Annotated in this window: 20 protein-coding genes and 1 tRNA gene; 8 read left to right on the top strand and 13 right to left on the bottom strand. The window is 60.6% G+C overall.

All coding sequences use genetic code 11. The features are described 5' to 3' along the window. Window positions 1-139 precede the first annotated feature (139 nt). Window positions 140-2,479: a TonB-dependent receptor gene (locus OVA07_RS13610; protein WP_268172001.1), complete on the bottom strand. Its 2,340-nt coding sequence runs from the start codon at window positions 2,477-2,479 to the stop codon at window positions 140-142. Window positions 2,480-3,035: 556 nt separating this feature from the next. On the opposite strand from OVA07_RS13610, the gene OVA07_RS13605 reads away from it, so the two are divergent. Next, window positions 3,036-4,556, top strand: coding sequence for a carboxylesterase/lipase family protein (locus tag OVA07_RS13605; RefSeq protein ID WP_268172000.1), 1,521 nt, complete (start codon window positions 3,036-3,038; stop codon window positions 4,554-4,556). Here OVA07_RS13605 and OVA07_RS13600 read toward each other — a convergent pair. Next, window positions 4,540-5,883: a malonyl-CoA decarboxylase gene (locus tag OVA07_RS13600; protein ID WP_268171998.1), complete on the bottom strand. Its 1,344-nt coding sequence runs from the start codon at window positions 5,881-5,883 to the stop codon at window positions 4,540-4,542. The genes OVA07_RS13605 and OVA07_RS13600 overlap by 17 nt on opposite strands. Before the next feature lie 211 nt (window positions 5,884-6,094). After that, a complete protein-coding gene (locus OVA07_RS13595; RefSeq protein WP_268171997.1) occupies window positions 6,095-7,255 on the bottom strand; it encodes a hypothetical protein in 1,161 nt (386 codons plus the stop codon). Here OVA07_RS13595 and OVA07_RS13590 point away from each other — a divergent pair. From OVA07_RS13590 to OVA07_RS13575, 4 genes are all read left to right on the top strand, one after another. Further along, window positions 7,244-7,870, top strand: coding sequence for a hypothetical protein (locus tag OVA07_RS13590; RefSeq protein ID WP_268171996.1), 627 nt, complete (start codon window positions 7,244-7,246; stop codon window positions 7,868-7,870). The genes OVA07_RS13595 and OVA07_RS13590 overlap by 12 nt on opposite strands. Further along, on the top strand, window positions 7,867-9,351 hold the full coding sequence (locus OVA07_RS13585) for a hypothetical protein (protein WP_268171995.1): 1,485 nt from the start codon (window positions 7,867-7,869) through the stop codon (window positions 9,349-9,351). The genes OVA07_RS13590 and OVA07_RS13585 overlap by 4 nt, the downstream gene beginning before the upstream one ends. Window positions 9,352-9,421: 70 nt before the next feature. Then, a complete protein-coding gene (locus OVA07_RS13580) occupies window positions 9,422-10,384 on the top strand; it encodes a LysR family transcriptional regulator (RefSeq protein ID WP_268171994.1) in 963 nt (320 codons plus the stop codon). 89 nt (window positions 10,385-10,473) lie between these two features. Then, window positions 10,474-12,312, top strand: coding sequence for an alpha/beta fold hydrolase (locus OVA07_RS13575; RefSeq protein WP_268171993.1), 1,839 nt, complete (start codon window positions 10,474-10,476; stop codon window positions 12,310-12,312). 246 nt (window positions 12,313-12,558) lie between these two features. On the opposite strand, the gene OVA07_RS13570 is transcribed toward OVA07_RS13575, so the two are convergent. From OVA07_RS13570 to OVA07_RS13560, 3 genes are all read right to left on the bottom strand, one after another. Next, window positions 12,559-12,635 (bottom strand) — tRNA-Met (locus tag OVA07_RS13570). Window positions 12,636-12,766: 131 nt separating this feature from the next. Further along, window positions 12,767-13,450, bottom strand: coding sequence for a response regulator transcription factor (locus tag OVA07_RS13565; protein ID WP_268171992.1), 684 nt, complete (start codon window positions 13,448-13,450; stop codon window positions 12,767-12,769). Continuing rightward, the gene (locus OVA07_RS13560; RefSeq protein ID WP_268171990.1) at window positions 13,447-14,988 is read right to left on the bottom strand and encodes a sensor histidine kinase; all 1,542 of its coding nucleotides are present in this window, start codon (window positions 14,986-14,988) and stop codon (window positions 13,447-13,449) included. Before OVA07_RS13560 ends, OVA07_RS13565 begins: the two co-directional genes overlap by 4 nt. Window positions 14,989-15,373: 385 nt before the next feature. Here OVA07_RS13560 and OVA07_RS13555 point away from each other — a divergent pair, with 385 nt between their 5' ends. Continuing rightward, the gene (locus OVA07_RS13555; RefSeq protein WP_268171987.1) at window positions 15,374-15,577 is read left to right on the top strand and encodes a hypothetical protein; all 204 of its coding nucleotides are present in this window, start codon (window positions 15,374-15,376) and stop codon (window positions 15,575-15,577) included. A gap of 25 nt (window positions 15,578-15,602) precedes the next feature. Here the strand turns inward: OVA07_RS13555 and OVA07_RS13550 are convergent, their stop codons facing one another. From OVA07_RS13550 to OVA07_RS13530, 5 genes are all read right to left on the bottom strand, one after another. Continuing rightward, window positions 15,603-16,781, bottom strand: coding sequence for an NAD(P)/FAD-dependent oxidoreductase (locus tag OVA07_RS13550; RefSeq protein ID WP_268171986.1), 1,179 nt, complete (start codon window positions 16,779-16,781; stop codon window positions 15,603-15,605). Further along, a complete protein-coding gene (locus OVA07_RS13545) occupies window positions 16,778-18,397 on the bottom strand; it encodes an NAD(P)/FAD-dependent oxidoreductase (RefSeq protein ID WP_268171985.1) in 1,620 nt (539 codons plus the stop codon). Before OVA07_RS13545 ends, OVA07_RS13550 begins: the two co-directional genes overlap by 4 nt. A gap of 44 nt (window positions 18,398-18,441) precedes the next feature. Further along, window positions 18,442-19,020, bottom strand: a complete 579-nt coding sequence (locus OVA07_RS13540; RefSeq protein ID WP_268171984.1) for a nitroreductase family protein — start codon at window positions 19,018-19,020, stop codon at window positions 18,442-18,444. 92 nt (window positions 19,021-19,112) lie between these two features. Beyond that, complete coding sequence (locus OVA07_RS13535) at window positions 19,113-19,526, bottom strand: DoxX family protein (protein WP_268171983.1); 414 nt, start codon at window positions 19,524-19,526, stop codon at window positions 19,113-19,115. Window positions 19,527-19,588: 62 nt separating this feature from the next. Beyond that, window positions 19,589-20,311, bottom strand: a complete 723-nt coding sequence (locus tag OVA07_RS13530; protein ID WP_268171981.1) for a pirin family protein — start codon at window positions 20,309-20,311, stop codon at window positions 19,589-19,591. 107 nt (window positions 20,312-20,418) lie between these two features. Here OVA07_RS13530 and OVA07_RS13525 point away from each other — a divergent pair, with 107 nt between their 5' ends. Further along, complete coding sequence (locus OVA07_RS13525) at window positions 20,419-21,339, top strand: LysR family transcriptional regulator (RefSeq protein ID WP_442789652.1); 921 nt, start codon at window positions 20,419-20,421, stop codon at window positions 21,337-21,339. Here the strand turns inward: OVA07_RS13525 and OVA07_RS13520 are convergent. Together OVA07_RS13520 and OVA07_RS13515 are read right to left on the bottom strand one after the other, a co-directional pair. Further along, the gene (locus tag OVA07_RS13520; protein ID WP_268171980.1) at window positions 21,308-21,772 is read right to left on the bottom strand and encodes a MaoC family dehydratase; all 465 of its coding nucleotides are present in this window, start codon (window positions 21,770-21,772) and stop codon (window positions 21,308-21,310) included. The genes OVA07_RS13525 and OVA07_RS13520 overlap by 32 nt on opposite strands. A gap of 131 nt (window positions 21,773-21,903) precedes the next feature. Next, the gene (locus tag OVA07_RS13515) at window positions 21,904-23,847 is read right to left on the bottom strand and encodes an acetyl/propionyl/methylcrotonyl-CoA carboxylase subunit alpha (RefSeq protein WP_268171979.1); all 1,944 of its coding nucleotides are present in this window, start codon (window positions 23,845-23,847) and stop codon (window positions 21,904-21,906) included. Window positions 23,848-23,921: 74 nt separating this feature from the next. On the opposite strand from OVA07_RS13515, the gene OVA07_RS13510 reads away from it, so the two are divergent. After that, a complete protein-coding gene (locus OVA07_RS13510) occupies window positions 23,922-24,338 on the top strand; it encodes an endonuclease domain-containing protein (protein WP_268171977.1) in 417 nt (138 codons plus the stop codon). Window positions 24,339-24,362: the final 24 nt, after the last annotated feature.

The following is a 24,362-nucleotide window of genomic DNA, read 5'->3' as shown; positions in this document are numbered from 1 at the left end:
ACTGTCATGTGCTGGCAGTTTTTGGGGCAATTTCAACGATGATGCCTGCGTGGCGCGGGCCAATCACCGCAGGTCGGATAGTACAGGCTGCTGGGGGGAGGTTCGCGCGGCCCCGGCAGCCTGCCATTTCAACGCGCGATCAGTTTGCGCCCAGCTTTACATCCACCAGCACGCCGATGGTGCGCAGGGCAGATGAGGTGAGCCATGCGTTCTGATAGCTGCCGTTGTTGCCAATGTTGGCGACAAAGTACTGATCGAACAGGTTGCGACCAAAGATGGCGGCGCTCCACCGGCCGTCTTCGGAACGGACGCCGATCTGCCCGCCAGCGATCCCGTAGCCGCGCTGACGGGTAAGCGGATCGTTGTTGGCGCTGAAGTTCACCGAGCTGCGATAGTTGTAGTTGGCGCGGATGAAGCCGGTCAGCCCATCGGACAGCGGCGCTTCGTAGTTGGCGTTCAGCGAATAGGAGAACTTGGGCGAGTTGGGCAGGGTGTTGCCGGTGTTGTTGAAGAACCGCGTGGCCGGGACCGTGGTGTTGGTGCCCGGAATGGTGGTGCTGAGGAAGCAGCCCGGCTGCGTGGCATAGTTGCAGGTGCCGTTGGGGAAATAGGCGAACTTTGCGTCGATATAGGCCGCGTTGCCGCTGATCGTCAGGCGCGAGGTCGGGCGGGCGCTGAAGTCCATTTCAATGCCGCGCGTTCGCACTTTGCCTGCATTGGCGATTTGCAGGATGGCAAGGTTGGTATTGTTGAACACGAAGGGCGTTGCGATCTGCGTCTGGAAGTCCTTGATGTCAGTTGTGAAGACATCGACGTTCAATACCAGCTTGCGGTTGAACCACGACGATTTGAGGCCGATTTCAAAGTTGGTGGGAATTTCCGGGTTCGAGAACAGTGGCTGGCCCAGCGCGTAGCTGCTGACAAGGCCGATGCCCGGCCCCTTGTAACCGCGCGAATAGGTGAAATAGGTCATCACATCGGGCGAGAACTTGAATTCGGTGCCCAGCTTGTAAGAGAAGTTGTCGGCCTTGCGGTTGCTGGGATAGGTCGTCTGGTCAAATGACAGCGGCGGCGCGCCTGGGAAGGCGGTGTCAGTGCTGTTTACCAGCGTGCGGTCATAACGGATCATGGTCAGATCGTCGTGGGTGTAACGGCCCCCGGCGATCAGCTTCCATCGATCGGTCAGGTTGATGTTGGCCTGACCGAACACGGCATAGTTCAACGTCTGAATTTCAGGCTTGGCGCTGCGGCTGAAGACAGTGGTGGCGGCGGGTAGCGCAAGCTGGCCACGCTGGGGATAGGCCGACACGAGGTTCTGGTTGAAGTAGTAGAGGCCGACCACATAGTCGACCAGCCCGCGCTTGGGGGAGGCAAGGCGCAGTTCCTGCGTGATCTGGCGCTGAACGCCATCGGCACCGTTGATCGGGAACAGCGGCGTGTCGGTGAAGCCGGTGTCGGTGTTGTCCTTGATAAGCCAGCGGCGGAAGGCCGAAATCGAGGTTAGCGTGAAATCGCCCATCGAGCGGTTTATTTCGAGCGAGGTGCCCCACTGGGTCATGTTCAGATAAGTATCGCCGCCGACGATGGTGTCGCGGTTGTCGAGGCTGGGCACGACATTATAGGCGGCGTGGCGCGACAGCACATAGTTGCCGGGCGCAGCGCCCACCGCGCCGATCAGCACCGACTGGCAGCAGGCCGAGGTGTGGCGGCCCCAATCGCCTGCGAGAAGAACGCTGAGTTCATCACTGGGCGTGTAGAGCAGCTTGGCGCGGAAGCCGCCTTCGGTCTGCCCGCCAAGGGTTTTTTTGGTGTTGACGTTGTTGATGAAGCCGTCGCGGTGGTTGTAGTATCCGTTTACGCGCAGCGCGAGATTGCTGGTCAGCGGGGCGTTGACCACGGCTTGCAGCTTGGTTTCGTTGTCGGTTCCATAAGAGCCACGGCCTTCAACGGCGAAATCCTGCGTCGGGTTCTTGGTGGTGATGCTGACCACGCCAGCCGAACCGCCCTTGCCAAACAGCATGCCCTGCGGGCCGCGTAGAATATCGACTTGTGCAATGTCGGCCAGATCGCCAGTGCCCATGCCGGGGCGGCCAAGCACGACGCCGTCAACCACAACGCTGACGCTTTGTTCGGTGCCATCGGCAAAGGCGAAAGTGCCGACGCCGCGCACGGCGAAGCCTTCACCGCGCACGCTGTTCGATTCTGCGAACTGGACGCTGGGGGCAAGGAAGCGGATGTCAGTGATGTTGGTGAGGTTGGCCGCTTTCAGCATTTCGCCGCTGACCGAGCTGACGGCGACGGGCACATCCTGAAGGCGTTCAGCGCGCTTCTGCGCGGTGACCACGATATCTGCGAGGCCTTCTGATGGTTCGGCGGCGATTCCTGCTTCCTGCGCGAGCGCTGCGCACGGCAGGGCGATTGCTGATAGCGAAAGCGCCATAGCTCCAAGCGAAATCGACAACCCCATATTGCTTTTCATCTTCACTCTCCCGCCGGATTTATGATCGGTCTGACCAAGGCACGGCGAGATGGTGCGGGCCGTCGACCACGCCGCAAGGCGCGTCAGACAGGACCGCTTCAGATATCCATCCCCCCGATCTTGCGCACGATTTGTATGCTAAGTTTCGAGTTATGCGCACATTGGGCATACCATGATGCGACGCATGTGCATTTTCGTATCCAAAACCCGAAGGGGAGTCAATTTTCAAAATAATTCTTGTATGCGGAAATGTAATTTTTATCCAATGTGTATACTAGAAGTGATTGTTGACTTGGCTGGAATCGGATGTGTGAGCCTGCATTTTGAAGTCGGATCTGACGATTGATGGTCAAAGTAAGTGGCTTTTTTCCGTAAGGGCAATTGGCGGATCAAGCGAAATCATCGCAAGATTTGATGTCGCAATCGATATCATTACCCCAAAAATGGGATGCATGCGAATCTTGGCTAATAACGACTCATTGCATACACGACGGTTGAAATGCACAACGCGGGCGGCGCGACGCTTTAACCAGCGCAGCCGTAGGAGGCCCAAACCATGTTGACCCTTGATCGCCGCCGCATGCTTGCGCTGTCTGCAACGGTGCCCGCCATGGGCATGTTCGGGCAGGGATGGGCGACTGTTCCCGCAGATGTTGTGGCCACCAGCCATGGGCGCGTACGTGGCAGGACGGACGGCGGCATCCGTGTCTTCACAGGGATTCCCTATGGACGCGCGCTACGGTTCGGCGCGCCTCGTTCGGCTCCGCGATGGTCTGGCGTGCTGGAGGCGACGAGGCCTGCACCGGTTGCGCCGCAGATACCGGGCATGGTGCCGCTGACCGGAACGATGAGCGAGGACTGCCTGCATCTGAACATCTGGGCCCCGGCCAAGGCAGGGCGATATCCTGTGTTGTTCTATATTCATGGCGGTGCCAACGAAGCGGGCTGGAGCGGTGAGGCACTGACGGCAGGGGACCGCTTTGCCGCCAATGGTGTGGTCTGCGTGACGGTGAATTACCGGGTTGGGGCGCTGGGCTTTCTGGATGCGGGCGCGCTGCTGGGCAAAGCCTATGCTGGCAGCGCCAATAACGCGATGCGCGATCTTATGCTGGCGCTGCGCTGGGTGCAGGCCAACATTGCCGGGTTTGGCGGCGATCCGCGCAAGGTGACCATTGCGGGCGGATCGGCGGGCGGCAAGAATGTGGGGACGCTGATGGGGATGCCTGCGGCGGATGGCCTTTATGCGCAAGTCGCGCAGTTCAGCGGCGGCGGGCAGACGGTGCATACCAAGGCTGATGCCAGTGCTTTTGCCCGGCTGTTTGCCGATAAGCTGGGCGGGGCAGGCCGATTGCTGACGGCTTCGGTAGAGGACATTCTGGCCGCGCAAGGGCAGGCAAAGGCTGAATGGCCCCACAACTTTCCGTTTCGCCCGGTGGTGGATGGGGCGTTGCTGCCGTCTGTGCCGCTGGAGCGTATACGATCAGGCGCGGGGCAGGCGGTGCCCATGCTGATCGGCACGAATGCCAATGAAAGCCGCCTGTTCGTTTCGGCGGCGCAGGCGGCAGAGCCGTTGCGCGCGCAAAGCATTGCCAATGAGAGCTTGGCGCGGATGGAAGCGTTGGATCGTTATTATGCCGCAGCGTTCCCTGATTTGCCGGATGCCGAACGGCATTGGCGGCTGTTGACGGCGGAGGAATATGGCATGCCGTGCCTTCGCCTTGCGGAAGGACATGCGCAACGCGGGGCCGAAGTGTTCCGCTATCGACTGGCCTATCCTGCGCCCAGTGGGCCGTTCCGGGGGTATTCGCCCCATGCATTTGATACGCCGTTCACGTTTGACCACCTGAACCTGCCGGGTCTTTCGGCGTTCTTCGGGCTTTCGGCGAAGGACCAGCCTTTGGCCGATGCGGTTCACATGGCGGTGGTGAACTTTGTGCGCAGCGGGCGGCCATCTGCCCCGGCATTGCCAGAATGGCGGCCTTATACGCTGGATGCCCGTGAAACGATGGTGCTGGATCGCGCTTCTGCACTGGTTGCCGACCCAGACCGGAATGAACGGCTTATCTGGGCGGACTGACGGGCGCGAGCGCCTGTAGCGCGAGGCTGGCGGCCACATTGCTGTGGCGGGCATAGGCGGTGTGGTTGGCTTCAGCGCGTTCCAGGTCGTAAAGGTAGTTGACCATCAAACCGCCCGATTGCGCCATGCCGCGCGGGCTGGTGTCACCCATCCAGCACAGCCTTTCGACGCGGGCGCCGTTGCCGACGTGGAACCGGGCGACCGGATCGATCAGCCGCCCGCGTTCGTCCCGTTCGGTCAGGAAATAGCGCGCGGCGAGCGTCATGCGCGCGCGGGTGCGGGGATCGTCATCGGTCCAGTCATTGCCCGGTGTGCCGTGGGCAAGAGCTGCGCGCGCATCGTTATCGCCAGAAGCCGCAGCCTTTTGCAGCCAGCGCTGAAAGCCGGGCATGGGGGACAGCGTGACGAATGTATGAAGCTGCGGAAATTCTGCCAGCAGATCTTCGGCCACCTGTTTGATGAGGAACTGGCCGAACGAGATGCCGGCCAGCCCATCCTGACAATTCGAGATGGAATAGAACACCGCGACCCTTGCCTTGGCAGTATCCAGTGGTGTTCGGGCGGGGGCGAGGACAGACTGGATCGAGGAGGGAATCTCTTCGCTGAGCGCGACTTCGACGAAGATCAGCGGTTCATCGCCCATGGCGGGGTGGAAGAAGCCATAGCAGCGCCGGTCGGCCGGTTGCAGCCGGTCGCGCAGTTCGCCCCATTCCGCGATGGAATGAACCGCTTCATAGCGGATGATGCGTTCCAGAAGATCAGCCGGGCTGGACCAGTCGATCCGGCGCATGACCAGAAACCCACGATTGAACCATGAACGCAGCAGGTGAACGAAATCTTCGTCCAGCGCCCGCAAGTCCGGTTTCTGCGGCAGGATGCGCAGCAGGTCTGCGCGCATGGTGACGAGTTCCGCCGTGGCCATAGGCGCTTGATTCAACTGGCGCAGCAATTCCTGCCGGGGTGCTTCGGCGGCCTTGCTGACAAGGCTGAGCGCGTAGGCGGAGGGGGCCTGATCGTGCGCGTCGAGCGCACGGCGTACGGCCTGCGGATCGGGTGAGAAGTTTTGCGCAAGCTCGGTAAGGAATGCGGTTTTGCCTTCATCGTCCAGTGCGCGATAGGCGGTGAGCATCTGCCTTGCGATCTTCAGGCTGGAAAACTGGCTGCGTTCGGCCAGAAGCGCGCGGGCAAGAGCCATTGCGGTGTCTGCACCCGCTGCGCCAGTGGGCAGGGATGGCGTAGGGTCAGACGGAGAAGCGCCTGGCCGGAGCCTGCGTGCGCGGGCGAACACGCTGTCCAACAGATTGCGCACGAGGTTTGTTTGCGGCACGCCGTTCTCCACCACATAATGTATGCGCGATAAGAGGTAATTATATATATCGTATACGATATCGCAGTGATGGAATGAAGTGAAGCACAATCATGTGGCAGCTGCGAAAGGCCGCGGGCGCTGATACAGTGTGGCCGCGCAAGGGATCAGCGATCCGGGCTGTGTTGTTGTCTGGCGCGTTGCTGATCGGTTGCGATGCCAGCGTATGGCATCATGGCGTGGTGGGAGTAGTGGTTGCAGCCCCGCTCCCGTCCTTGCGCCATGACAGATGCTGCCAGGGAATGATCGACCATTCCGGCTCGTCGCAGGGCCTTTGTGCCCTGGCGAAATAGGCCCCTGCATAAAGGCCTTGCGGGGTCAGATGCCAGCTTGGAAAATCCCACACTGAGGGATCGGTATAGTCGCATTCGTCTTCTTCAGGGTTGCCCGCAGCGGGCTGCATTTCCTGAGGATAGAGCTTTTGCAGCAAGGTTACGACGTGGGGTGCGAAGACTTCGCTGCGATAGGCATAGAACGCAGAGGTATCAGCTTCGGGAACCGGTTCTGTGCCGAAATAGAGCAAATCTTCCAACTGGAGCTCCCGGCCTGTTCGCGCATCGAAGGTAAAGCCTTGGGAACCGAAATCGGGGTGGGCCGTGCCAGCGCAACTCCAACTGCCAAACCAGACGTAGCTGACGAAATCGTCGCTTGTATATGGCGCTCTGGCCTCTGATACTTCCATGCCCGGTTTGCCTGCAAACCCTTCGCACGAAAACCACTGCGACACTTGCTGCCACTGCTGGCGTTCCAGCGCGGCATTGATTTTGTGCAGGACTGGCGGGGGATAGCCGCTGTCGATGCGGAACAGCGTTATCCCGCTGACCGGCTCACGCCAGGTTCGCAAGGAGCGCGTTCCGTCCTGGATGACGGCACCCGGCACCAGCGACAGGCCTGCCAATTGCGCGCGATCATAAGGCGAAAGATCCACCAAGCCTGCAGGAGCAGGGCTGATGGCTGTGGTTTCCGAAAGGCTTACAGATACCCGTCGGCCCTTGCTTGTCACCAACCATCCGGCCAGACCGCTGCCCGCCCGGCGCAAGGTCAGGCGGTCGCCGCTGGTGCGTGATTCCAGCGCGAGTGTGTCACTTTTCCAAGACCCGTTCAGGCCAATGTCGAGGCGGTATTTCCGGTAGAAATAGCGTCCGGTCACATCGCCGTCGCTGTCGTCAAGTTCCATGACCACCCGCGCGGCTCCGACCGTGCCGGTGTAGACAGCAGGCGAGTCATCGGCGGCATGAAGCGGCGTTGCCAAAAGCCCGAAGCTGGCAAGAAGGATGCGCGCGTGATAGCCGACGAGCGACCTTAAACATTTGCCGAGCTTATGGACGTTCATAAACAAGCCCTACGTAAATTGAGCTCGCCCGACAATGGACGAGGATGGTTCTACGGAGCATTGCTGATGGTCCTGCTGCCTGTTCAGGCGCAGGCTCAGGATATCGCGGTCCAGGATATGTTCATTGGCATGGTGGTGCCGGACGGGGACGGTCTGGTTCTTGAGCGTTGCAGCATTGGCAAGCCGCGCTACCGGTTGCGCGCCGCAGAGCGGGCGGGCGATCCGTTTGCTGTGCTGCAGGGCATGGGCGACAAAGTGCAGGCGCAGGTGATTGCCCGCTATCGTGCCGATGGTGAAGTTCACATACTGGAAGTGACTTCGATTGAGGACATAAAGCCCGGCAAGAGCTGCCATTTGCTCGACGTGTTTGATGAAAGCCTGTCGATGGCCGAGGCTGGGGCTGCCGAGGCTGGGACAGAGGCTAAGATTGGGGCTGGCGCTTGCGCAAACGCCGATAAGGATCACTGGGAGGGGCTTGCTGCTGGCGCAACGGTTATTCAGTTGCGCGTGTCGGATGATATTGGTGAATCGCTGCCATCCAGTTGTGCAGATGGGACGAGCGAAGAGGGCGAGCAGGTCGTGCTCCCGACTGCAAGCGGGAAGGGCATGGAATGACCACGCGCCGCTTTGTTGCCTGCGGGCTTGCCTGCTCGTCCCTGCTGATGATGACCCCGCTTTTCGCCCAATCGCCACAAGAACAGGCGCAGGGCGCATTGGAACTTCTGGAACAGGCGACGTCGGCGAAAGGTGCAGGCGATTATGCGGCGGCGCTGGCCGCATATACCAAGGCCGCTGCGATAATGGCGAAAGACCCCGTCCAGCAGGATGGGTGGGGGCTTTTGCTTCAGGCGGATCTGCAACGCGATATTGCCCGCGTGACCGCTTCTGCCGATGCCGCCGATCCTTGCCTGGCGCTGGATCGAGGCGATGTCTATCTGGATCGGGCGCGCAGGGTGATATCGCCAGAAAACGATGTCGGCATTGCCGAAGCCGTGGAAAGTATCGGGCGGCAGTTGAAATATGAGCGGCGCCGTTTGGGCTGTGCCCGATCTGGAGCGACAGCAGAAGCAGGCAAGCCGGACGAAGCCGTGACCGGCCACTATTATCTGTCCGGGGTGATGGAAACCGGTTCGGAACTGCGCTTGACGGCAGATGGCCGGTTTGACTGGTACATCAGCTATGGCGCGGTCGATCAGATGGCCAAAGGGCGCTGGAGCCGAACGGGTCAGACTGTGACGCTGGTCGCCGACCTTGCATCGGCAGATGCGCCGCTGTTTCGCGCGGATCAATCTTTGCCGTGGGACGAGGCGATCGAGCGCCGGTTGCGCGCAGCCGAGCGTTCGCGCCAAGCAGAAGCGATTGCGGAGCTCTGTCCGTGGACGATAGGCGTGGCAGAAACGCCGCCGCTTATTCTGGCAGATGATCGCCCCACTCCCGGTCTGGCCGAGCAGGCGAGAGCTGCCGATGCCCAACGTGCTGCACAGGCCGCACGGGACGAGGCCAGCCGGGCAATCGCGAAGGCTGTGGCGGGCGCGAAGGCTGTGGCGGGGCAAGCCAGTGATGCTGACCGCACCGCTGCCGATGCGGCCATGTCTGCGTGGTACAGCGCGCGCTATGAAATGGAGCAGGCGCAACGGCTTGCCGGTTTGCCAGAACACGATATCGGCGCCCCCGCGATGCCGAAGGAATGCCAGCTTCCGCCCACGGATGCCGATGCGCCAATCCCTTCGTCGCAATGGCGGCGCGGGGTGGCCGTTGTTGTGGGCGATCCGGCGCGTGAGATGCGCCTTTCACGTGTCGGTGTGACGTTTGTGTTCAGCGATGGCCACCGCGAAGCAACCCACACCAGTCAGGGCGGCTGGGCGTTTGCGCCGCAAAGGCATGGCGCAGCGGTGGAGCAACTTGTTCTTGTCATGCCCGAATCCGTTTCCCGGTCGGCCACGTTGCAAATTCCGCCGCTGACAGATGGGGTGCAAACGGTGATCGTCGACACGCAGCAGCTTGTGCCGCCCCCGTTCAAAGTCCTGCGGCTTGAGGTGCAGGGCCGGGATCTTGTTCCCGACGGCATGGGGCGTGGGCGCTATTCGCGCGATTAGGGGCGGAACCTGAAAATCACGCAGCAATGCGGCTGGCGCGGCGCGGATCGAGAAAAACCTGCAACGGCTGATGGTGACGGGGCCGCGCGTGCGATATTCGTGGCGCATGAGAATCCGCCAACTTGAACATTTTTTGGCCGTGGCCGAGGCTCGAAACTTTCGTCGCGCTGCCGAACGGACCAATCTGTCGCAGCAGGCAATAAGCAAAAGCATCCTGCAACTTGAGCACGATCTTTCGCTCCGGCTATTCGAGCGCGGGCGGCAAGCGGTGCTTTTGACAGAAGAAGGCAAGCAGCTGCTCAGCTATGCGCGGGACATTCTGGCAGACGTCAGGCGCTTTGATGATGCTGTTGCAGACACCATGGGCCGTCAATTTGGCCACCTGAGAATTGGTGCAACGCCCAATCTTTTGAGCGAGGTCATCCCGGACACCTTGCAAACCTTTCACGAACGCTTTCCGCAGACACGGTTGACCGTAGAACGCGGCGATTTTCCGCTGTTGCGTGACATGATGCTGCAGGGCGATCTTGATCTGGTCCTGTCTTCTGCACCCGATCAAGTTCCGCGCGATCTGGTTTCGACGTCGACTGTCGCACGCGATTGCAATGTGGTTGTCGTGCGTTCCGGGCATCCTTTGGCGACCAGCCTGAACGTTTCACCCGAAGACCTCAGCCATTATCCCCACCTTGCGTTTCGCAATTATCCGCGCGGAGTATCTTTTCTGAACACGCTTTTCGCCGGGCGTGCGGTTCCAAGGCCTGCTCTTCTGGCGGCGTCCACTGATTTTGCTACTGCATGGCTGCAACGAAGTGATTTTTGGTGGATTGCATCGTCCATGCAGGTCCGCCGGCACATCCAGTCCGGCACTATGAAGGTTTTGCCGATGCAACTGGTCGACACTGGTTGGGATTTGCTGTGGTCGACGCGACGCAACGCCCGGCCAACCCGTCATGTCAGCGCATATCGGGAGATCGTGGAAGCCTATCTGGCGACCGCGCAATTCGCCGTTTATGACAACCAACAGTTGTCGTGATTTCCACCTATTTGTTATGTGGGTCAGGGCAGATGCCATAAATTCTCTCGTAACGCTGGCGCTGAACGGGCGTCAGCAACGGAGTTTTTATGGCTGCCCACAGCAAAGGCTATGCTTCCACAGGCGCAGGACAGATCCACTTTCGCGCTGTCGCAGGCCCCGGCGTGCCGATTGTGCTGCTTCATCGCACGCCGGTATCGTCAGCCAGTTTCGATAGCGTGCTGGATTTTCTGGATGGGCGCAGGCACGCGATTGCCTTGGATACACCGGGCTTCGGGCAGTCGTTCAGGCCCACCGGCAGTCCATCGACGCAGGACTACGCGGCCTGGTTCCTTGCGGCTCTTGATGATCTTGAACTGAATGTCTTCCACTTGGCCGCACACCATACCGGCACGCACTTTGCGGCCGAAATGGCGCGGCTTGCACCGGACAGGGTCCGGTCGCTGACGCTTTCCGGGGTGTTGTATGCGCCGGCGGAAGAGCGATCCAGGTTGCGTGCAGACATCGGCAATGCCGCCGCAATCGCGCAAGATGGCTCGCACGTGGCGGATACCTGGAAGCTGATGAAAAGCCTCTTCCTCGATTATGACGGGTCATTGGTCCATGCCGAGACGGTGGGCGCGCTGATATCGATGGAGGCCCGCGATCAGGCCTTCGATGCGATCTTCAAACAGGATTTTCGCGCGGTGATGCAACAGGTGCGTTGTCCCGTTCAGGTCGTTCAGGCAGGCGATGACCCTCTTACTCTGGGTGGTATGCTGGCCAACTTCCGCGAAGATTTCCCCGATATACCGGTCCACCTTACCGGGCCTGCCTTCCTCGCCACACCAGAACGGCAGGCAGGGCAGTTCGCACGCGCGATTCAGACTTTCATTCAACCCATCGACGGAACGGAACAAGCAATGACAAACAGGCGCTACACCTTGAAGCGTGGCGAAACCGGCTATGATCTGGCCCGTTCGGATACCGCGATTCCTGTTCCGGCGCAGGGCGAGGTTGTCGTTCGCGTTGGCGCGGTTTCCATCAATCGCCGCGATCTGGGCATTCGGGACTTCAGCTATCCTGTCAACGGAGCGGACAATTTCACGCCTTTGTCCGACGCCGCCGGAGAGATTGTCTCTGTGGGCGCTGGTGTCGATCAATGGCACGTCTCCGACCGGGTAGCCTCCACGTTCTGCCAAAACTGGTCTGGAGGACGTCTTACGCTTCCTGCGGTCATGTCTGCGCTTGGCAGCGGTGGCCCCGGTGTATTTGCAGACCATGTCGTGCTTTCGGCGCAAGGTGTTACGCGCATTCCGGACGACTGGACGTGGCAGGAAGCAGCAAGCGTTCCGTGTGCAGGGGTTACAGCGTGGCGCGCGCTGATGACGCTGGGCAATCTGCAGGCCGACGATTGGGTGCTGGTTATCGGCACTGGCGGGGTTGCGCTTTTTGCGGCGCAGATTGCCGTGGCAGCCGGGGCCAAGGTGATCGTGCTTTCATCCAGTGACGACAAGATCGAAGCAGTTAAAGCCATGGGTGCGCATGCTGGCGTAAACTACAGGACGACCCCCGAATGGTCGGAAGCGGTTCGCGCTATTACCGGTGGCATGGGGGTGAATCACGTTGTTGAACTGGGTGGCAGCGGCACACTGCAAAAATCGATCGCGAGCCTTGGCCTTGACGGTCACCTTGCCATGATCGGCGCGCTTGACGGGTTTGGCGGTGAAATTCCCGGCATGCCGATGATCTTTTCAGCGCTCCGTGTGAGCGCGGTGATGGTGGGGTCGCGGGCAGATCAGGAGGCCCTGATCGCTTTCATGCAAAGCAAGGGCCTGCGTCCCATTATCGACAGCGTGTTTGCCTTTGACGATGCCGATGCCGCTTATGCGCGCACCGAGGCAGGGGCGTTCGGCAAAGTGATCGTGTCATTGGAAAACCCGGCGTGACCGCCATCATGCCTGTCATCAAGGCCGATCTGCAGTCGGCCAATAGCCCAAGGTAATCGTTATAGTCGGCGGCGGAATCGCAATGATGTCCGCCGCCGCACCGCTTGCGCAGTGGAGCGCTAACGGGTGTCCACGACAGTATGCCATCCTGCAGGACGGGGTGGGAATGTGCTGGAGTTGTTTTTACAACTGTTTGTAAAATGTGGCTTTGAAGAAGCGCACTGTGGCGCGCAAACCATTAAAAAATGGTAGCGGAGGAGGGACTCGAACCCCCGACACGCGGATTATGATTCCGCTGCTCTAACCAGCTGAGCTACTCCGCCACACGCTGCGAACCTTGCATGTCCGCTGTGCAGGCCGCGCTCCTAGCCGCGCTCTGCTTTGCGGTCAACCGGGTTTCGCAAGGAAAAATGGCTTTGGCACAGAATGTTCGGCAAGGCTGCTTTTGCGCGGGTTACGCGACCAGCCGATAGCCAAAGCCACGCAGGTTTTCGAGCACCGGAGGACCAAGCGCGTGGAGCTTTCGCCGCAGACGGCTGAGATAGACTTCGACGATGTTGGTCAGCGGATCATCTTCGATCCCCCAGACCGCGCGCAGAATTTCGGTGCGCGAAATCACCGTTCCGGGCGATTCCATCAGCAAGCGCAGCACACCCATTTCCTTGACGGTCAATTGCACCGGCGTTCCGCCGCGCAGCAGGGTCATCGTGCGGGGATCGAATTGCAGATCACCAACCGTGATCGTTCCGTCTGCCTGCGGATGGTTCATGCCAGGCCGTTCGATCCTGCGTTTGACAGCATCCATCCGCGCCAGCAGTTCTTCAAACGCAAAGGGTTTGGCCAGATAGTCATCTGCACCGCCTTTCAGGCCCCTGATCCGGTCTGCCACATCATCGCGCGCAGTTACCATGATGATCGGCACTTCGATGCCGCCTTCGCGCAGCTTCGAGCACAATTCAAAGCCGCTCATGTCAGGCAGGTTGACGTCGAGAAGGATGAATTCGAAAGGCACTGTGCTGGCCAGTTCAAGCCCGGTCTGCCCATCTGTAGCCAGCGTGACGGAACAGCCTTCCTGTGTCAGTCCACGATGCAGCGCGGCGGCCAGTTCGACTTCATCTTCGATAATCAGCAGCTTCATGATTTTGTCCCGGCCCTGTCCATCTGCCCCGGCAACAGGGGGAGACGGATCGATACGGTGGTTCCTTCGTGCAGTTTGCTTTCCAGCCCGATCGAGCCGCCGAGCGCTTCGGATATCGAGCGCGCGATCGAGAGGCCAAGCCCCTGACCGCTGCCCATCTTGCGACTGCCGCGCCGGAAGCGTTTGAACATGTGCGGAATATCTTCAGCCGGAATGCCGTCCCCCTTGTCTGCAATCTGGATCACAGCATCTCCTTGTTCTTCACGGATTGCAACTTCGACAACCGGTTCCTGCGATGAATAGCAGACGGCATTGTCCACCACGATGCGGATCACTTGCTGCAGTTTGGCCTCGTCGCCCTCGATAATGAGGCTGTCGGGTGCCTCGATTATCGCAATGCTCCCGCCATCTGCTTCGATCACGCGCAGGAAATCGCCAACGCTGTTGCGGACGGCCTGAACCACATCAATAGGGGTAATGGATGTTTGCAGCATCGGTTCTTCTGCGCGCGCAATTTGCAGCATGTCGTCGATCAACTCGCCCATCAGGGCCGAAAGTCGGACGATCCGTTCAAGGCTGGTGCGCATGTTGGTGCGATCAGCGCCGGGATCGCGCAGGGTGATTTCAGCTTCGCTGCGCATGATCGAAAGCGGCGTGCGCAATTCGTGGCTGGCGTCGGCCAGAAACTGCTGGCGCAGGCGATTGGCGCGTTCCAGCGAGCGGTTGGTTGCGGCCAGTTCGGTTGTCCGGCTGGCAACGGCGCGTTCCAGTTCTTCGTTGTTGCGGCGCATCGCCTTGGCGGCGTTGCCCACTTTTTCGGCCATGATGTTGAAGCTTGATGAGATCGTGCGAAATTCGGTGGTGCCCTTGATCGGAACCCGTTCGTCGTAGCGCCCTTCGGCCATCGCGCGGGTGCCTGCCCACAGGTTGCCCAGTGGGCGGATGATCTGCCGTTGCCCCCACGCCACTGCCATCAGGCCAAAGATCGTCGCAATACTCAGCGTCAAGGTCAGCGTGTCGGTCACGCCTTTGACGGTTTCGATGGAACTGCGGCGTAGTTCCTTGCCTTCACGCTCTTCCAGCTTGATGAGGTCGAGGACCATCTTCTCCCAACTGGAATCGGCCTCGCCACGGATGGCCCTCTCCATGCTGGCGCCGATCTTCCGCACCTGATCGCGTTCACGCAGTTCGGCCTCGATAAATTGGGCGCGGCTGCTGCGCTGCAGCGAGGTTTCACTAATCAGGCGGATTTCTGCATTGATATAGCGTTCTGCGTTGGTAATGTGCGAACGGACCCCATCGACATACAGCGTACGGTCGCGGTCAAACGCCACCGGATCAATATAACGCTCCTGAATCAGGGTGTATCCCAGCACTGCCAGTCGTTGATACGAACTGAGCGACTGGGCCGATGCTTCGGAACGAGCGTGCTGGGCCTGAACCACTTTCAACGCATGGCGCGCAATCACACCCGGCACAGCAATGGTGACCAGCACGAATGCCAAAGCCATCCACAGCTTGAAGCGCAATGAATTCATCGCACGATCACCATCAGGCGTCGCAACACGAATTGCGTTAACCTGGATGAATGCGTCGGTCGCACGGCACTGTCAGCGACGCTTGCCGCTCTTTCGCAATTATGCCCGTCCATTGACGCAAAGTTCCCCGTTTTGCGTGGGTTGGTATGACCGGACATTTTCCCGCGGATGATAGCGAAATCTACCGCCGTAACCCCGTCCGGCCACAATCAACTGTTGGTGTTATATACAAAAATTCGGGTTCGTCCTGCTGTAGTTTGCCTCTCGACCACCTTTGGCTATTTTATCCATTTTGGTTGTATCTGCACGCAGTGATCCGGTGCGGCAATGCACATAGCACGATGGACGAGGTGACAGGCCAGTCGGATTTTGGCACACAGGCATCATGCGTAGCACCCATGATGAAGCAACCGTCCGGCTCTACCATCTGAGCGATGGGCCGGACGGCGGATCGGCCGAGACGCTGTTCTATGGCTCGCTGTCGCGCGCACTTGAAATGGCTGCGGCACAACCTGAAGCGCTGCAAGAAGGCCTGTTTATCGCCACCGACAACGATGTTGTGGCCTATCTCGACCTGATCGAGAGCTAGGTTCTGACCTTAGGGGCGGTCCTTTCTACACTGCCTCACCGGCAGCCTTGCCGCTGGCCCATGCCCACTGGAAGTTATAGCCGCCCAGCCATCCGGTGACGTCCACCGCTTCGCCAATGGCGTAAAGGCCGAGCACTTTGGTTGCTTCCATGGTCTTTTGCGATAGTGCCTTGGTAGAAATGCCCCCGGCAGTGACTTCGGCCTTGGCATAACCTTCGGTGCCGTTGGGGTGGAATGGCCAGCGCGCCATCTGGTCTGCTGCTGTGCGCAGGGCGGCATCGCGGCAATTGCCGAGTTCGGCCTCAACCCCAAGGCGGCCCGCCAGCGTTTCGGCCAGACGTTCGGGCAGGCGGCGGGCGAGGGTGGAGCGCACCGTCGCCTTGGGTCGTGCGCGCTTTTCCTCCAGCAGCCAGTCCTGCTTTTCATCGGGCAGGAAATCGACATGGATGGGCGTGCGGTGCTGCCAGTAGGAGGAAATCTGCAACATCGCAGGGCCAGACAGGCCACGATGGGTAAACAGCGCCGCTTCGCGAAATGCGGTCTTGCCGTTGCGCACGACGATTTCTGCTGAAACGCCCGACAAGGACCGGAACAGCGCCTCATCCTCTCCCAGCGTGAACGGGACAAGGGCAGGGCGGGTTTGCACCATTGGCAGGCCAAAGCGGCGGGCGATTTCGTGGGCAAATCCGGTGGCACCCATCTTGGGGATGGAAAGGCCGCCGGTGGCCAGCACCAAAGAAGGCGCACAATGCTCGACCCCGTTTAGGGTTATGCGATAAAGCCCGTCGGCATGGTCCAGCGCGGTCACGGGCTGACCAAAGGCGAATGTCACGCCGCCATGGCGGCATTCGACCATAAGCATGTCCACGATCTGTCCTGCTGACTGATCGCAGAACAATTGCCCCAGCGTCTTTTCATGCCAGCTTATGCCGTGGCGGTTCACCAGCGCGATGAAATCAGCCGGCGTATAACGCGACAGGGCAGAGCGCGCGAAGTGGGTGTTTTCTGAAATGTAGCGATCAGCCGCAGTGTGGATATTGGTGAAGTTGCAGCGCCCGCCGCCGGAAATAAGGATCTTCTTGCCGGGCGCGTCGGCATGATCGACCAGCAGCACCCGCCGCCCGCGTTGCCCTGCGGTAAGCGCGGCCATCATCCCGGCGGCACCAGCGCCCAGCACGATGGCGTCATAATGGTGCGCGTTCATTTCAGAAGCTGCGCCGCCAGCGCCTCGGCCACCTTGATGCCATCGACGGCCGCCGAAAGGATACCGCCCGCATAGCCAGCGCCTTCGCCTGCGGGATAAAGGCCCTGAGTGTTGAGGCTCTGGCAATCTTTGCCACGGGTGATGCGAACGGGTGACGATGTGCGCGTTTCCACGCCTGTCATCACCACATCGGGATGGTCATAGCCCGGCACCATCCGCCCGAACGCGGGCAGCGCTTCGCGGATGGCTTCGATCACGAAGTCGGGCAGGCACTTTTTCAGTTCGGTCAGGTGAACGCCCGGTTTGTAGCTGGGGATTACGTCGCCAAATTCGGTGGAGGGACGGTCGGCCAGAAAATCGCCCAGTTTCTGCCCCGGCGCCATGTAGTTGCGCCCGCCTGCTTCGAAGGCCAGACTTTCCCAATGGCGCTGGAAGGCAATACCCGCCATCGGCCCGCCGGGGTAATCGCGGTTGGGGTCAATATCCACGACGATGCCGGAATTTGCGTTGAATTCGGCGCGGGAATACTGACTCATCCCGTTGGTGACGACGCGGCCTTCTTCGCTGGTGGCTGCCACCACACGCCCGCCGGGGCACATACAGAACGAGTAGACAGTGCGCCCGTTCTTGGCTGTGTGCGATATGGAATATGCCGCCGGACCAAGGATCTTGTTCCCGGCGCTGGGACCATAGCGTGCGGTGTCGATCCAGCTTTGCGGGTGTTCGATACGTACGCCGATGGCAAAGGGCTTGGCCTCGACATAGACGCCCCGGTCATGCAGCACCTGAAAGGTATCGCGCGCGGAATGGCCCACGGCCATGACCACATGGCGCGCGGGCAGAAAGCTGCCGTCTGACAGGTGCAGGCCGGCCAACTGCCGCACGCCATTGGCATCGGTTTCGACTTCAAAATCTTCAACCCGCGTCTGGAAACGATATTCGCCGCCAAGGCTTTCAATCGTTTCGCGCATGCTCATCACCATCGTCACAAGGCGGAACGTGCCGATGTGAGGATGAGCTTCGGTCAGGATATCGTCGGGCGCGCCCGCTTTTACGAACTCCACCAGTACCTTGCGGCCGAGATGGCGGGGGTCCTTGATGCGGCTGTAAAGCTTGCCGTCTGAGAACGTGCCCGCGCCGCCTTCACCGAACTGCACGTTCGATTCAGGCGTCAGCACCGATTTGCGCCACAGACCCCAGGTGTCCTTGGTGCGTTCGCGCACGGCCTTGCCGCGTTCGATGATGATCGGCTTAAGCCCCATCTGGGCAAGGATCAGCGCGGCCAACAAACCGCATGGCCCAGCCCCGATCACTACCGGGCGCTCACCCTGCCAGTCAGCCGGGGCCATGACGGGGAATTTATAGGACGTATCGGGCGTGGCGCGCACGTTCTGATCGTCGGCAAAGCGGGCCAGAACGTCGGCCTCGTCCTTGACCACGCAATCGACCACATACGTCAGCAGGATGGCGTGCTTCTTACGCGCGTCATTGCCGCGCCGGAAAATCTGGAAGCGGATCAGATCATCGGGCGCAATGTCCAGCCGCGTGCAGATTGCCACCGACAAATCTTCGGCGGCGTGGTTCAGCGGCAGTTTGAGTTCATTGATGCGGAGCATGGCGCCGCCCTAGCCAGTTTTGGTGGGCAGCGCCACTTGTCCGTTTATGCCGTGAACGGACCGGCGAAGGCGATTTCGCTCACCGGCTTGCGGTCGCTGATCACTTCGCGTTCGCGCAGGCCTTCGGGAAGCTGGGCGGCATCGCCCTGCGTGCCGATGACGAAGGCCATTTCCACCCGGAAACCTTCGGGCACGTTCAGCACTTGCGCCGCCTTGTCAAAGTCCACCCCGGTCATGCCGTGGGTGTGATAGCCCAGCGCCTGTGCCTGAAGCGCGGCGCTGGCCCATGCTGCGCCGGTATCAAAGCTGTGGCTGTGATTGGGGTTGTTACCCTTGTCAGAGCGCATGAATTCGTCCGAAACCGCGAAGACCAACACGCCCGCTTCCTTGGCCCAGCTCTGGTTGAAGGGCACCAGTGCCGACAGGAAGGCGTCGAAGTTGGCATCGCCCTTGTGAGCATAGACGAAGCGCCACGGTTGATAGTTATAGGCGCTGGCAGCAAGGCCAGCGGCTTCGAAGATCAGGTCAAGGTCTTCCTGCGGAACGGCAGAGCCATCAAAAGCGCGCGGGCTCCAGCGTTCGACGATCAGCGGAACAACCTTGGCAGATGCAGTACGGGTCATGGGATTCTCCTTGGGAGGGAAGGGTGAAACAGCAGGTGGGGCCGAGACGGTCAAGCCATCCCGGCTCGCGGGGGATATTGAAATTCCTGATATCAGCGCTGGTCGAAACCAAACCGGCCAGAACCGAAGGCGGCTACTTGCAGCAGGCCGCCAGCCATGGCGATGTTCTTGAAAAAGTGGATGAACTGGTTCTGGTCAGCCAGATTTGCGTGGAAGCTGAAGGCCGCAGCCACGCTGAACGCCGCGATGGCCGAAGCGACAATGCGGGTTTGTACCCCGGCAATCAGCAACAACCCGCCGATCAGTTCCACCGCCACCGCTCCGCCATAAGCAAGCGTCGGCAGGGGAAGGCCCGCGCTTTGGATATAGGTGATCGTGCCGGTGGGATCAGCCAGCTTCGATGCGCCGCTCAATACAAAGATTGCGGCCAGCAGGACGCGGCCCGTGGCGGCCAGCATGTCGGTGGTGGATGAGGCGCGTGACGCCTCGGCAGCAAGAGCAGTCATGGGATCAATCCTTTGCAAATGTCGTGAAGGCGAAATGTGGGGGAACAGGGTGGTCATCGCGCTCAGGCGGCATCCACCAGCACCAGTTCTGCGTCTTCCAGCGCGGTCACGACGATTTCGGTCACACCAGTAATTGCCACACCGTCGCGAGCATTGGCTTCAACCTCGCCAATCCGCACCCGGCCCGTTGCCGGAACCAGATAGGCGTGGCGGTCTTCGGTTAGGGCATAACGCACCGTTTCACCCGCCTTTACCGTTGCACCCAGAACGCGGGCATTGGCGTTGATTGGCAGCACATCGGCGTCGCCCGCAATCCCCGAAGCCAGTGCCACGAATGCGCCTTCCCGATTGTCCTTGGGGAAAGGGCGCGCACCCCAGCTTGGCGCGTGGCCGCGACGGTCGGGGATGATCCAGATCTGGAACAGGCGGGTCTCCTCATCCTCCAGATTGTATTCCGAATGGCGGATGCCGGTGCCCGCCGACATGACCTGAACATCGCCCGCTTCGGTGCGGCCTTCGTTGCCCAGGCTATCGCGGTGGGTGATTGCGCCCTTGGTCACATAGGTCACGATTTCCATGTCGCTGTGCGGATGCGTGGGGAACCCGGTGTTCGCGGCGATACGGTCATCGTTCCACACCCGCAGAGCGCCCCAGTTGACGCGGGCCGGATCGTGGTATTCCGAAAACGAAAAGTGGTGATGCGCATCCAGCCAGCCGTGATTGGCAGCACCCAGCGTGGCAAAGGGGCGCAGTTCGATGTGAGCCTTGGTGGCAGTCTGGGTCATGGCGAAATCTCCGGTTGTGGACGGTCGCCCCGTCCTGTTGCACCCCAGATAGGCCTTGCGATCCAATCGGAATATCCCGATAAAACTGTTCAGGATGTTCGGAATAGTTGAAAGGTTCGCTTGTGGATGTCGGTCAGCCAACTCTCGATCAGCTTCGCCTGTTCCTGGCCGTGGTCGATGAAGGCAGCTTCAACGCTGCGGCGCGCAAGCTGGGGCGGGCGATTTCGGTGGTTAGCTATGGCGTGGTTGCGCTGGAAACCCAGCTTGGCGTGACGCTATTTGACCGTGAAGGATCACGCAAACCGGTGCTGACCCCTGCGGGCAAGGCCATGCTGGCACAGGCCCGCGCCGTGGCCGATGATATCGACGCGCTGATCGCAGGGGTGCGCAACTTCAATCAGGGGCTGGAGGCAGAGCTCGGCTTGGCCATCGACGTGATGTTTCCGACGCCTTTGGTTGCGGCCGTGTTGCGCGAATTTCAGCAACTTTACCCCACGGTTCAGCTTCGCCTGCATGTCGAAGCGCTGGGCGGCATTGCTGCGCTGGTGGTGGATGGAGAGGCGGAACTTGGCATCGGAGGGCCGGAATTGGTCGCCATGCCCGATCTTGAACGCGAGGCGATTGGCCAAGTCGACCTTATCCCCGTGGCCGCACCCGATCACCCATTGGCCCGCATGGAAATCATCCCGCCGGGCGAAGCGCGAAAGCACCGGCAGCTTGTGCTGACCGACCGGTCAAAGCTGACGCAGGGCAGGGACTTTTCGGTCTTTTCCGCCAGCACATGGCGGCTGGGCGATCTTGGTGCGCGCCACGCCCTGATGCGTGAGGGCATTGGCTGGGGCAACATGCCACGCCATCTGGTCAAGGATGATCTGGCTTCGCGCCGCCTTGTGCATCTGGCCATCCCCGAATGGCCCGGCATGGCCTATCGCTTCCACGCGCTATGGCGGCGCGATTGCCCTATCGGCCCGGCGCGCGCGTGGTTGCTTGATGCGTTCAGGCAGCGTCTGGCGCAATGTCCCGCTTGATAAGCGCGGACCGCAGGCAACGGCACACCACTTCATCGCGCTGATTGATGAGTTCGTGCCGGAACGTCACGATCCCCGCATCCGGCCGCGATTTGCTGGCGCGCAGTTCCACCACCTCGCTCGTCGCGCGCATCGTATCGCCGATGAACACGGGCGCGGGCATCACCAGCTTGTCATAGCCAAGGTTCGCCACTAGCGTGCCCAACGTGGTGTCCCCCACCGAAAGCCCCACCATCAGCGCGAATGTAAACGTCCCGTTGACCAGAATCTGCCCAAACTCGCTGGCCTTGGCCGCCTCGGCATCGATATGCAGCGGCTGGGGATTGTGCGTCATGGTGGAAAACAACAGGTTATCCGTCTCGGTCACCGTGCGCCGGATCTCATGCGCGATCGTATCGCCCACCTGCCACTGATCGAAATACCTGCCTGCCATAAAATCCTCCCCTGCAAGGGGAGGGGGACCGCCGCGCAGCGGTGGTGGAGGGGGCCATCCCCCAAACCCGCGCCCGCCGAGAGCCCCCTCCACCATGCTTCGCATGGTTCCCCTCCCCGGATCGGGGAGGATCAATCTGCCTTTTCGATCTTTACCAACAGCGCCTCAACCTGCACCTGCGCGCCGGCAACCGCATTCAACTCGGCCACCACGCCATCGAACGGAGCCGTCAAGGCATGCTCCATCTTCATCGCCTCAAGCACCAGCAACTTCTGCCCCTTGGCGACGGACTGCCCCGCCGCAACATCGACGGAAATAACCCTGCCGGGCATGGGGGAAAGGATCGCGCCGTCCGAAGCCGCACCAGCGCCGCCGCCGTCGGTACGGTTTGGCAAGAAGCGCCAAGTCGCGCCCTGCATTGTCACAAGAATGCTGTCTGCCGCTTCCGTAATCAACGGGTAGCAGCGTTGATCGTAGCTGATCTTTGAAGCAGCATTGCCGGTAAATGCAGTGTTTCTGTCACGGAAGCGGACCTTGTTCTCGCAAGAAGCATTCAACCTGAAACCCGCAAGTTCAGAATTACTACCTGCAAAGCGCTTGATCATTTTTTGCGCCGCAAGATCAAGGAGCCACTGTGGCGGTTCCACATCGCTGGCCGTGTCTTCGATGTGCCGCTCGATAAATCCTGTGTCCAACCGCCCACGCGCAAAATCAGGCATCACAACCAGCGCTCCAAGAAAACTGGCGTTGGACTTGGTTGGCCAAACTTGCGTGTCCCAGCACATCTTGGAAAGCCCCACGATTGCATCTTCACGAGTGTCAGCATGGCAGATCAATTTGGCAATCATCGGGTCATACCACGGAGAGATTGCATCTCCCTGCGTGACGCCGGTCTCAATTCTTAATCGTACGTCCGGGCCGAATTCCATCCGCGCAGTGCCAAGCTCATGCTGCCACCGTGTCGGTCTGTGGGCGTCTGGTATCGTGAAATGATCGAGCCTACCTGTAACCGGCAAAAACCCCTTCGCCGGATCCTCCGCATAAAGCCGCGCTTCCATCGCCCAGCCGTTGATGCTCAGCTCGTCCTGCCGCTTCGGCAAGACCTCGCCCGAAGCCACGCGCAATTGCCATTCCACCAGATCGACACCAGTGATCTCCTCGGTCACCGGATGCTCCACCTGAAGCCGGGTGTTCATTTCCATGAACCAGATGCGGTCGGCGCGCAGGCCCTCCGATCCATCGGCAATAAATTCGATGGTGCCCGCGCCCTCATAGTCCACCGCCTTGGCCGCACGCACCGCCGCGCCGCACACCGCCTCGCGCGTGGCCGCGTCCATGCCGGGGGCAGGGGCCTCCTCGATCACCTTCTGATGCCGCCGCTGCAATGAACAATCGCGCTCAAACAGATGGACGACATTGCCGTGGCTGTCGCCAAACACCTGCACTTCGATGTGCCGTGGGCTGAGGATGTACTTCTCGATCAGCACCCGATCATCACCGAACGAGGACGCCGCCTCACGACGGCATGACGCCAAAGCCTCGGCAAAATCGGCAGAGCTTTCCACCCGCCGCATCCCCTTGCCGCCGCCACCCGCCACGGCCTTTATCAGCACGGGATAGCCAATCGCATCGGCCTCAGCCTGCAACCGTTCAGGCGACTGATCCTCGCCCAGATAGCCCGGCGTCACCGGCACACCTGCCGCAATCATCTGCGCCTTGGCCGCATCTTTCAGGCCCATCGCGGTGATCGAAGCAGGCTTTGGCCCAACCCACACCAGCCCTGCATCAATCACAGCCTGCGCAAACTCGGCGTTCTCGGACAGGAACCCATACCCCGGATGGATCGCTTCGGCCCCGGTCGCCTTGGCAGCGGCGATGATCTTGTCCCCGCAAAGGTAACTTTCCCGCGCCGGCGCTGGGCCAATATGCACCGCCTCATCGGCAGAGCGGACATGCAGGGCCTTGGCATCGGCATCCGAATAGACCGCCACCGTACGAATGCCGAGCCTGCGCGCGGTGCGAATAACGCGGCAGGCAATTTCGCCGCGGTTGGCGATGAGGAGGGATTTGATCATAGGATGGCTCCAGCATCCTCCCCGAGCTTGCTCGGGGAGGGGGACCATGCGAAGCATGGTGGAGGGGAATTAAAATGCTTCGAAATATCGCGCCCAAGGCCGAGCCCGGAAACATCCAGCGCGCGCGAAAGCAACGGCGAGCCATGTCCTTGCCTGAAGTCTTGCTCTGGCAAATCCTGAAAACTCGCCCTGAGGCTATCAAATTCCGTCGGCAGCATCCCAGCGGGCCTTACGTGCTCGACTTCTTTTGCAGCGACGCGCGCCTTGCGATTGAGATCGATGGCAAGTCCCATGATATGGGGGACAGGCCGGAGCACGATACCGCGCGCGATGCCTACTTTGCCTGTGCTGGTATTGAAACGCTGCGTATTCCCGCAACCGATGTGTTGCGTGATCCGGGAGCAGTGGCGGAAGCTATCGTTGCGGCGGTCCGCAGCCGATTGCCCCTCCACCATCCGGCTGCGCCGTACGGTCCCCCTCCCCGAGACTAGCTCGGGGAGAATCTGATGAGATCG

Origin of the sequence: Novosphingobium sp. SL115, assembly GCF_026672515.1 — a bacterium.
Taxonomy (GTDB): domain Bacteria; phylum Pseudomonadota; class Alphaproteobacteria; order Sphingomonadales; family Sphingomonadaceae; genus Novosphingobium.
This window is presented reverse-complemented; position numbering and strand designations above follow the sequence as displayed.

Bases quoted from the DNA above. Each gene is read 5' to 3' on its own strand.
- OVA07_RS13560 (WP_268171990.1), bottom strand. From the start codon at position 14,988: ATGAATTCATTGCGCTTCAAGCTGTGGATGGCTTTGGCATTCGTGCTG.
- OVA07_RS13555 (WP_268171987.1), top strand. From the start codon at position 15,374: ATGCGTAGCACCCATGATGAAGCAACCGTCCGGCTCTACCATCTGAGC.
- OVA07_RS13540 (WP_268171984.1), bottom strand. From the start codon at position 19,020: ATGACCCGTACTGCATCTGCCAAGGTTGTTCCGCTGATCGTCGAACGC.
- OVA07_RS13565 (WP_268171992.1), bottom strand. From the start codon at position 13,450: ATGAAGCTGCTGATTATCGAAGATGAAGTCGAACTGGCCGCCGCGCTG.
- OVA07_RS13510 (WP_268171977.1), top strand. From the start codon at position 23,922: ATGCTTCGAAATATCGCGCCCAAGGCCGAGCCCGGAAACATCCAGCGC.
- OVA07_RS13590 (WP_268171996.1), top strand. From the start codon at position 7,244: ATGGACGTTCATAAACAAGCCCTACGTAAATTGAGCTCGCCCGACAAT.
- OVA07_RS13520 (WP_268171980.1), bottom strand. From the start codon at position 21,772: ATGGCAGGCAGGTATTTCGATCAGTGGCAGGTGGGCGATACGATCGCG.
- OVA07_RS13535 (WP_268171983.1), bottom strand. From the start codon at position 19,526: ATGACTGCTCTTGCTGCCGAGGCGTCACGCGCCTCATCCACCACCGAC.
- OVA07_RS13530 (WP_268171981.1), bottom strand. From the start codon at position 20,311: ATGACCCAGACTGCCACCAAGGCTCACATCGAACTGCGCCCCTTTGCC.
- OVA07_RS13610 (WP_268172001.1), bottom strand. From the start codon at position 2,479: ATGAAAAGCAATATGGGGTTGTCGATTTCGCTTGGAGCTATGGCGCTT.
- OVA07_RS13545 (WP_268171985.1), bottom strand. From the start codon at position 18,397: ATGCTCCGCATCAATGAACTCAAACTGCCGCTGAACCACGCCGCCGAA.
- OVA07_RS13585 (WP_268171995.1), top strand. From the start codon at position 7,867: ATGACCACGCGCCGCTTTGTTGCCTGCGGGCTTGCCTGCTCGTCCCTG.
- OVA07_RS13550 (WP_268171986.1), bottom strand. From the start codon at position 16,781: ATGAACGCGCACCATTATGACGCCATCGTGCTGGGCGCTGGTGCCGCC.
- OVA07_RS13575 (WP_268171993.1), top strand. From the start codon at position 10,474: ATGGCTGCCCACAGCAAAGGCTATGCTTCCACAGGCGCAGGACAGATC.
- OVA07_RS13515 (WP_268171979.1), bottom strand. From the start codon at position 23,847: ATGATCAAATCCCTCCTCATCGCCAACCGCGGCGAAATTGCCTGCCGC.
- OVA07_RS13605 (WP_268172000.1), top strand. From the start codon at position 3,036: ATGTTGACCCTTGATCGCCGCCGCATGCTTGCGCTGTCTGCAACGGTG.
- OVA07_RS13595 (WP_268171997.1), bottom strand. From the start codon at position 7,255: ATGAACGTCCATAAGCTCGGCAAATGTTTAAGGTCGCTCGTCGGCTAT.
- OVA07_RS13580 (WP_268171994.1), top strand. From the start codon at position 9,422: ATGGTGACGGGGCCGCGCGTGCGATATTCGTGGCGCATGAGAATCCGC.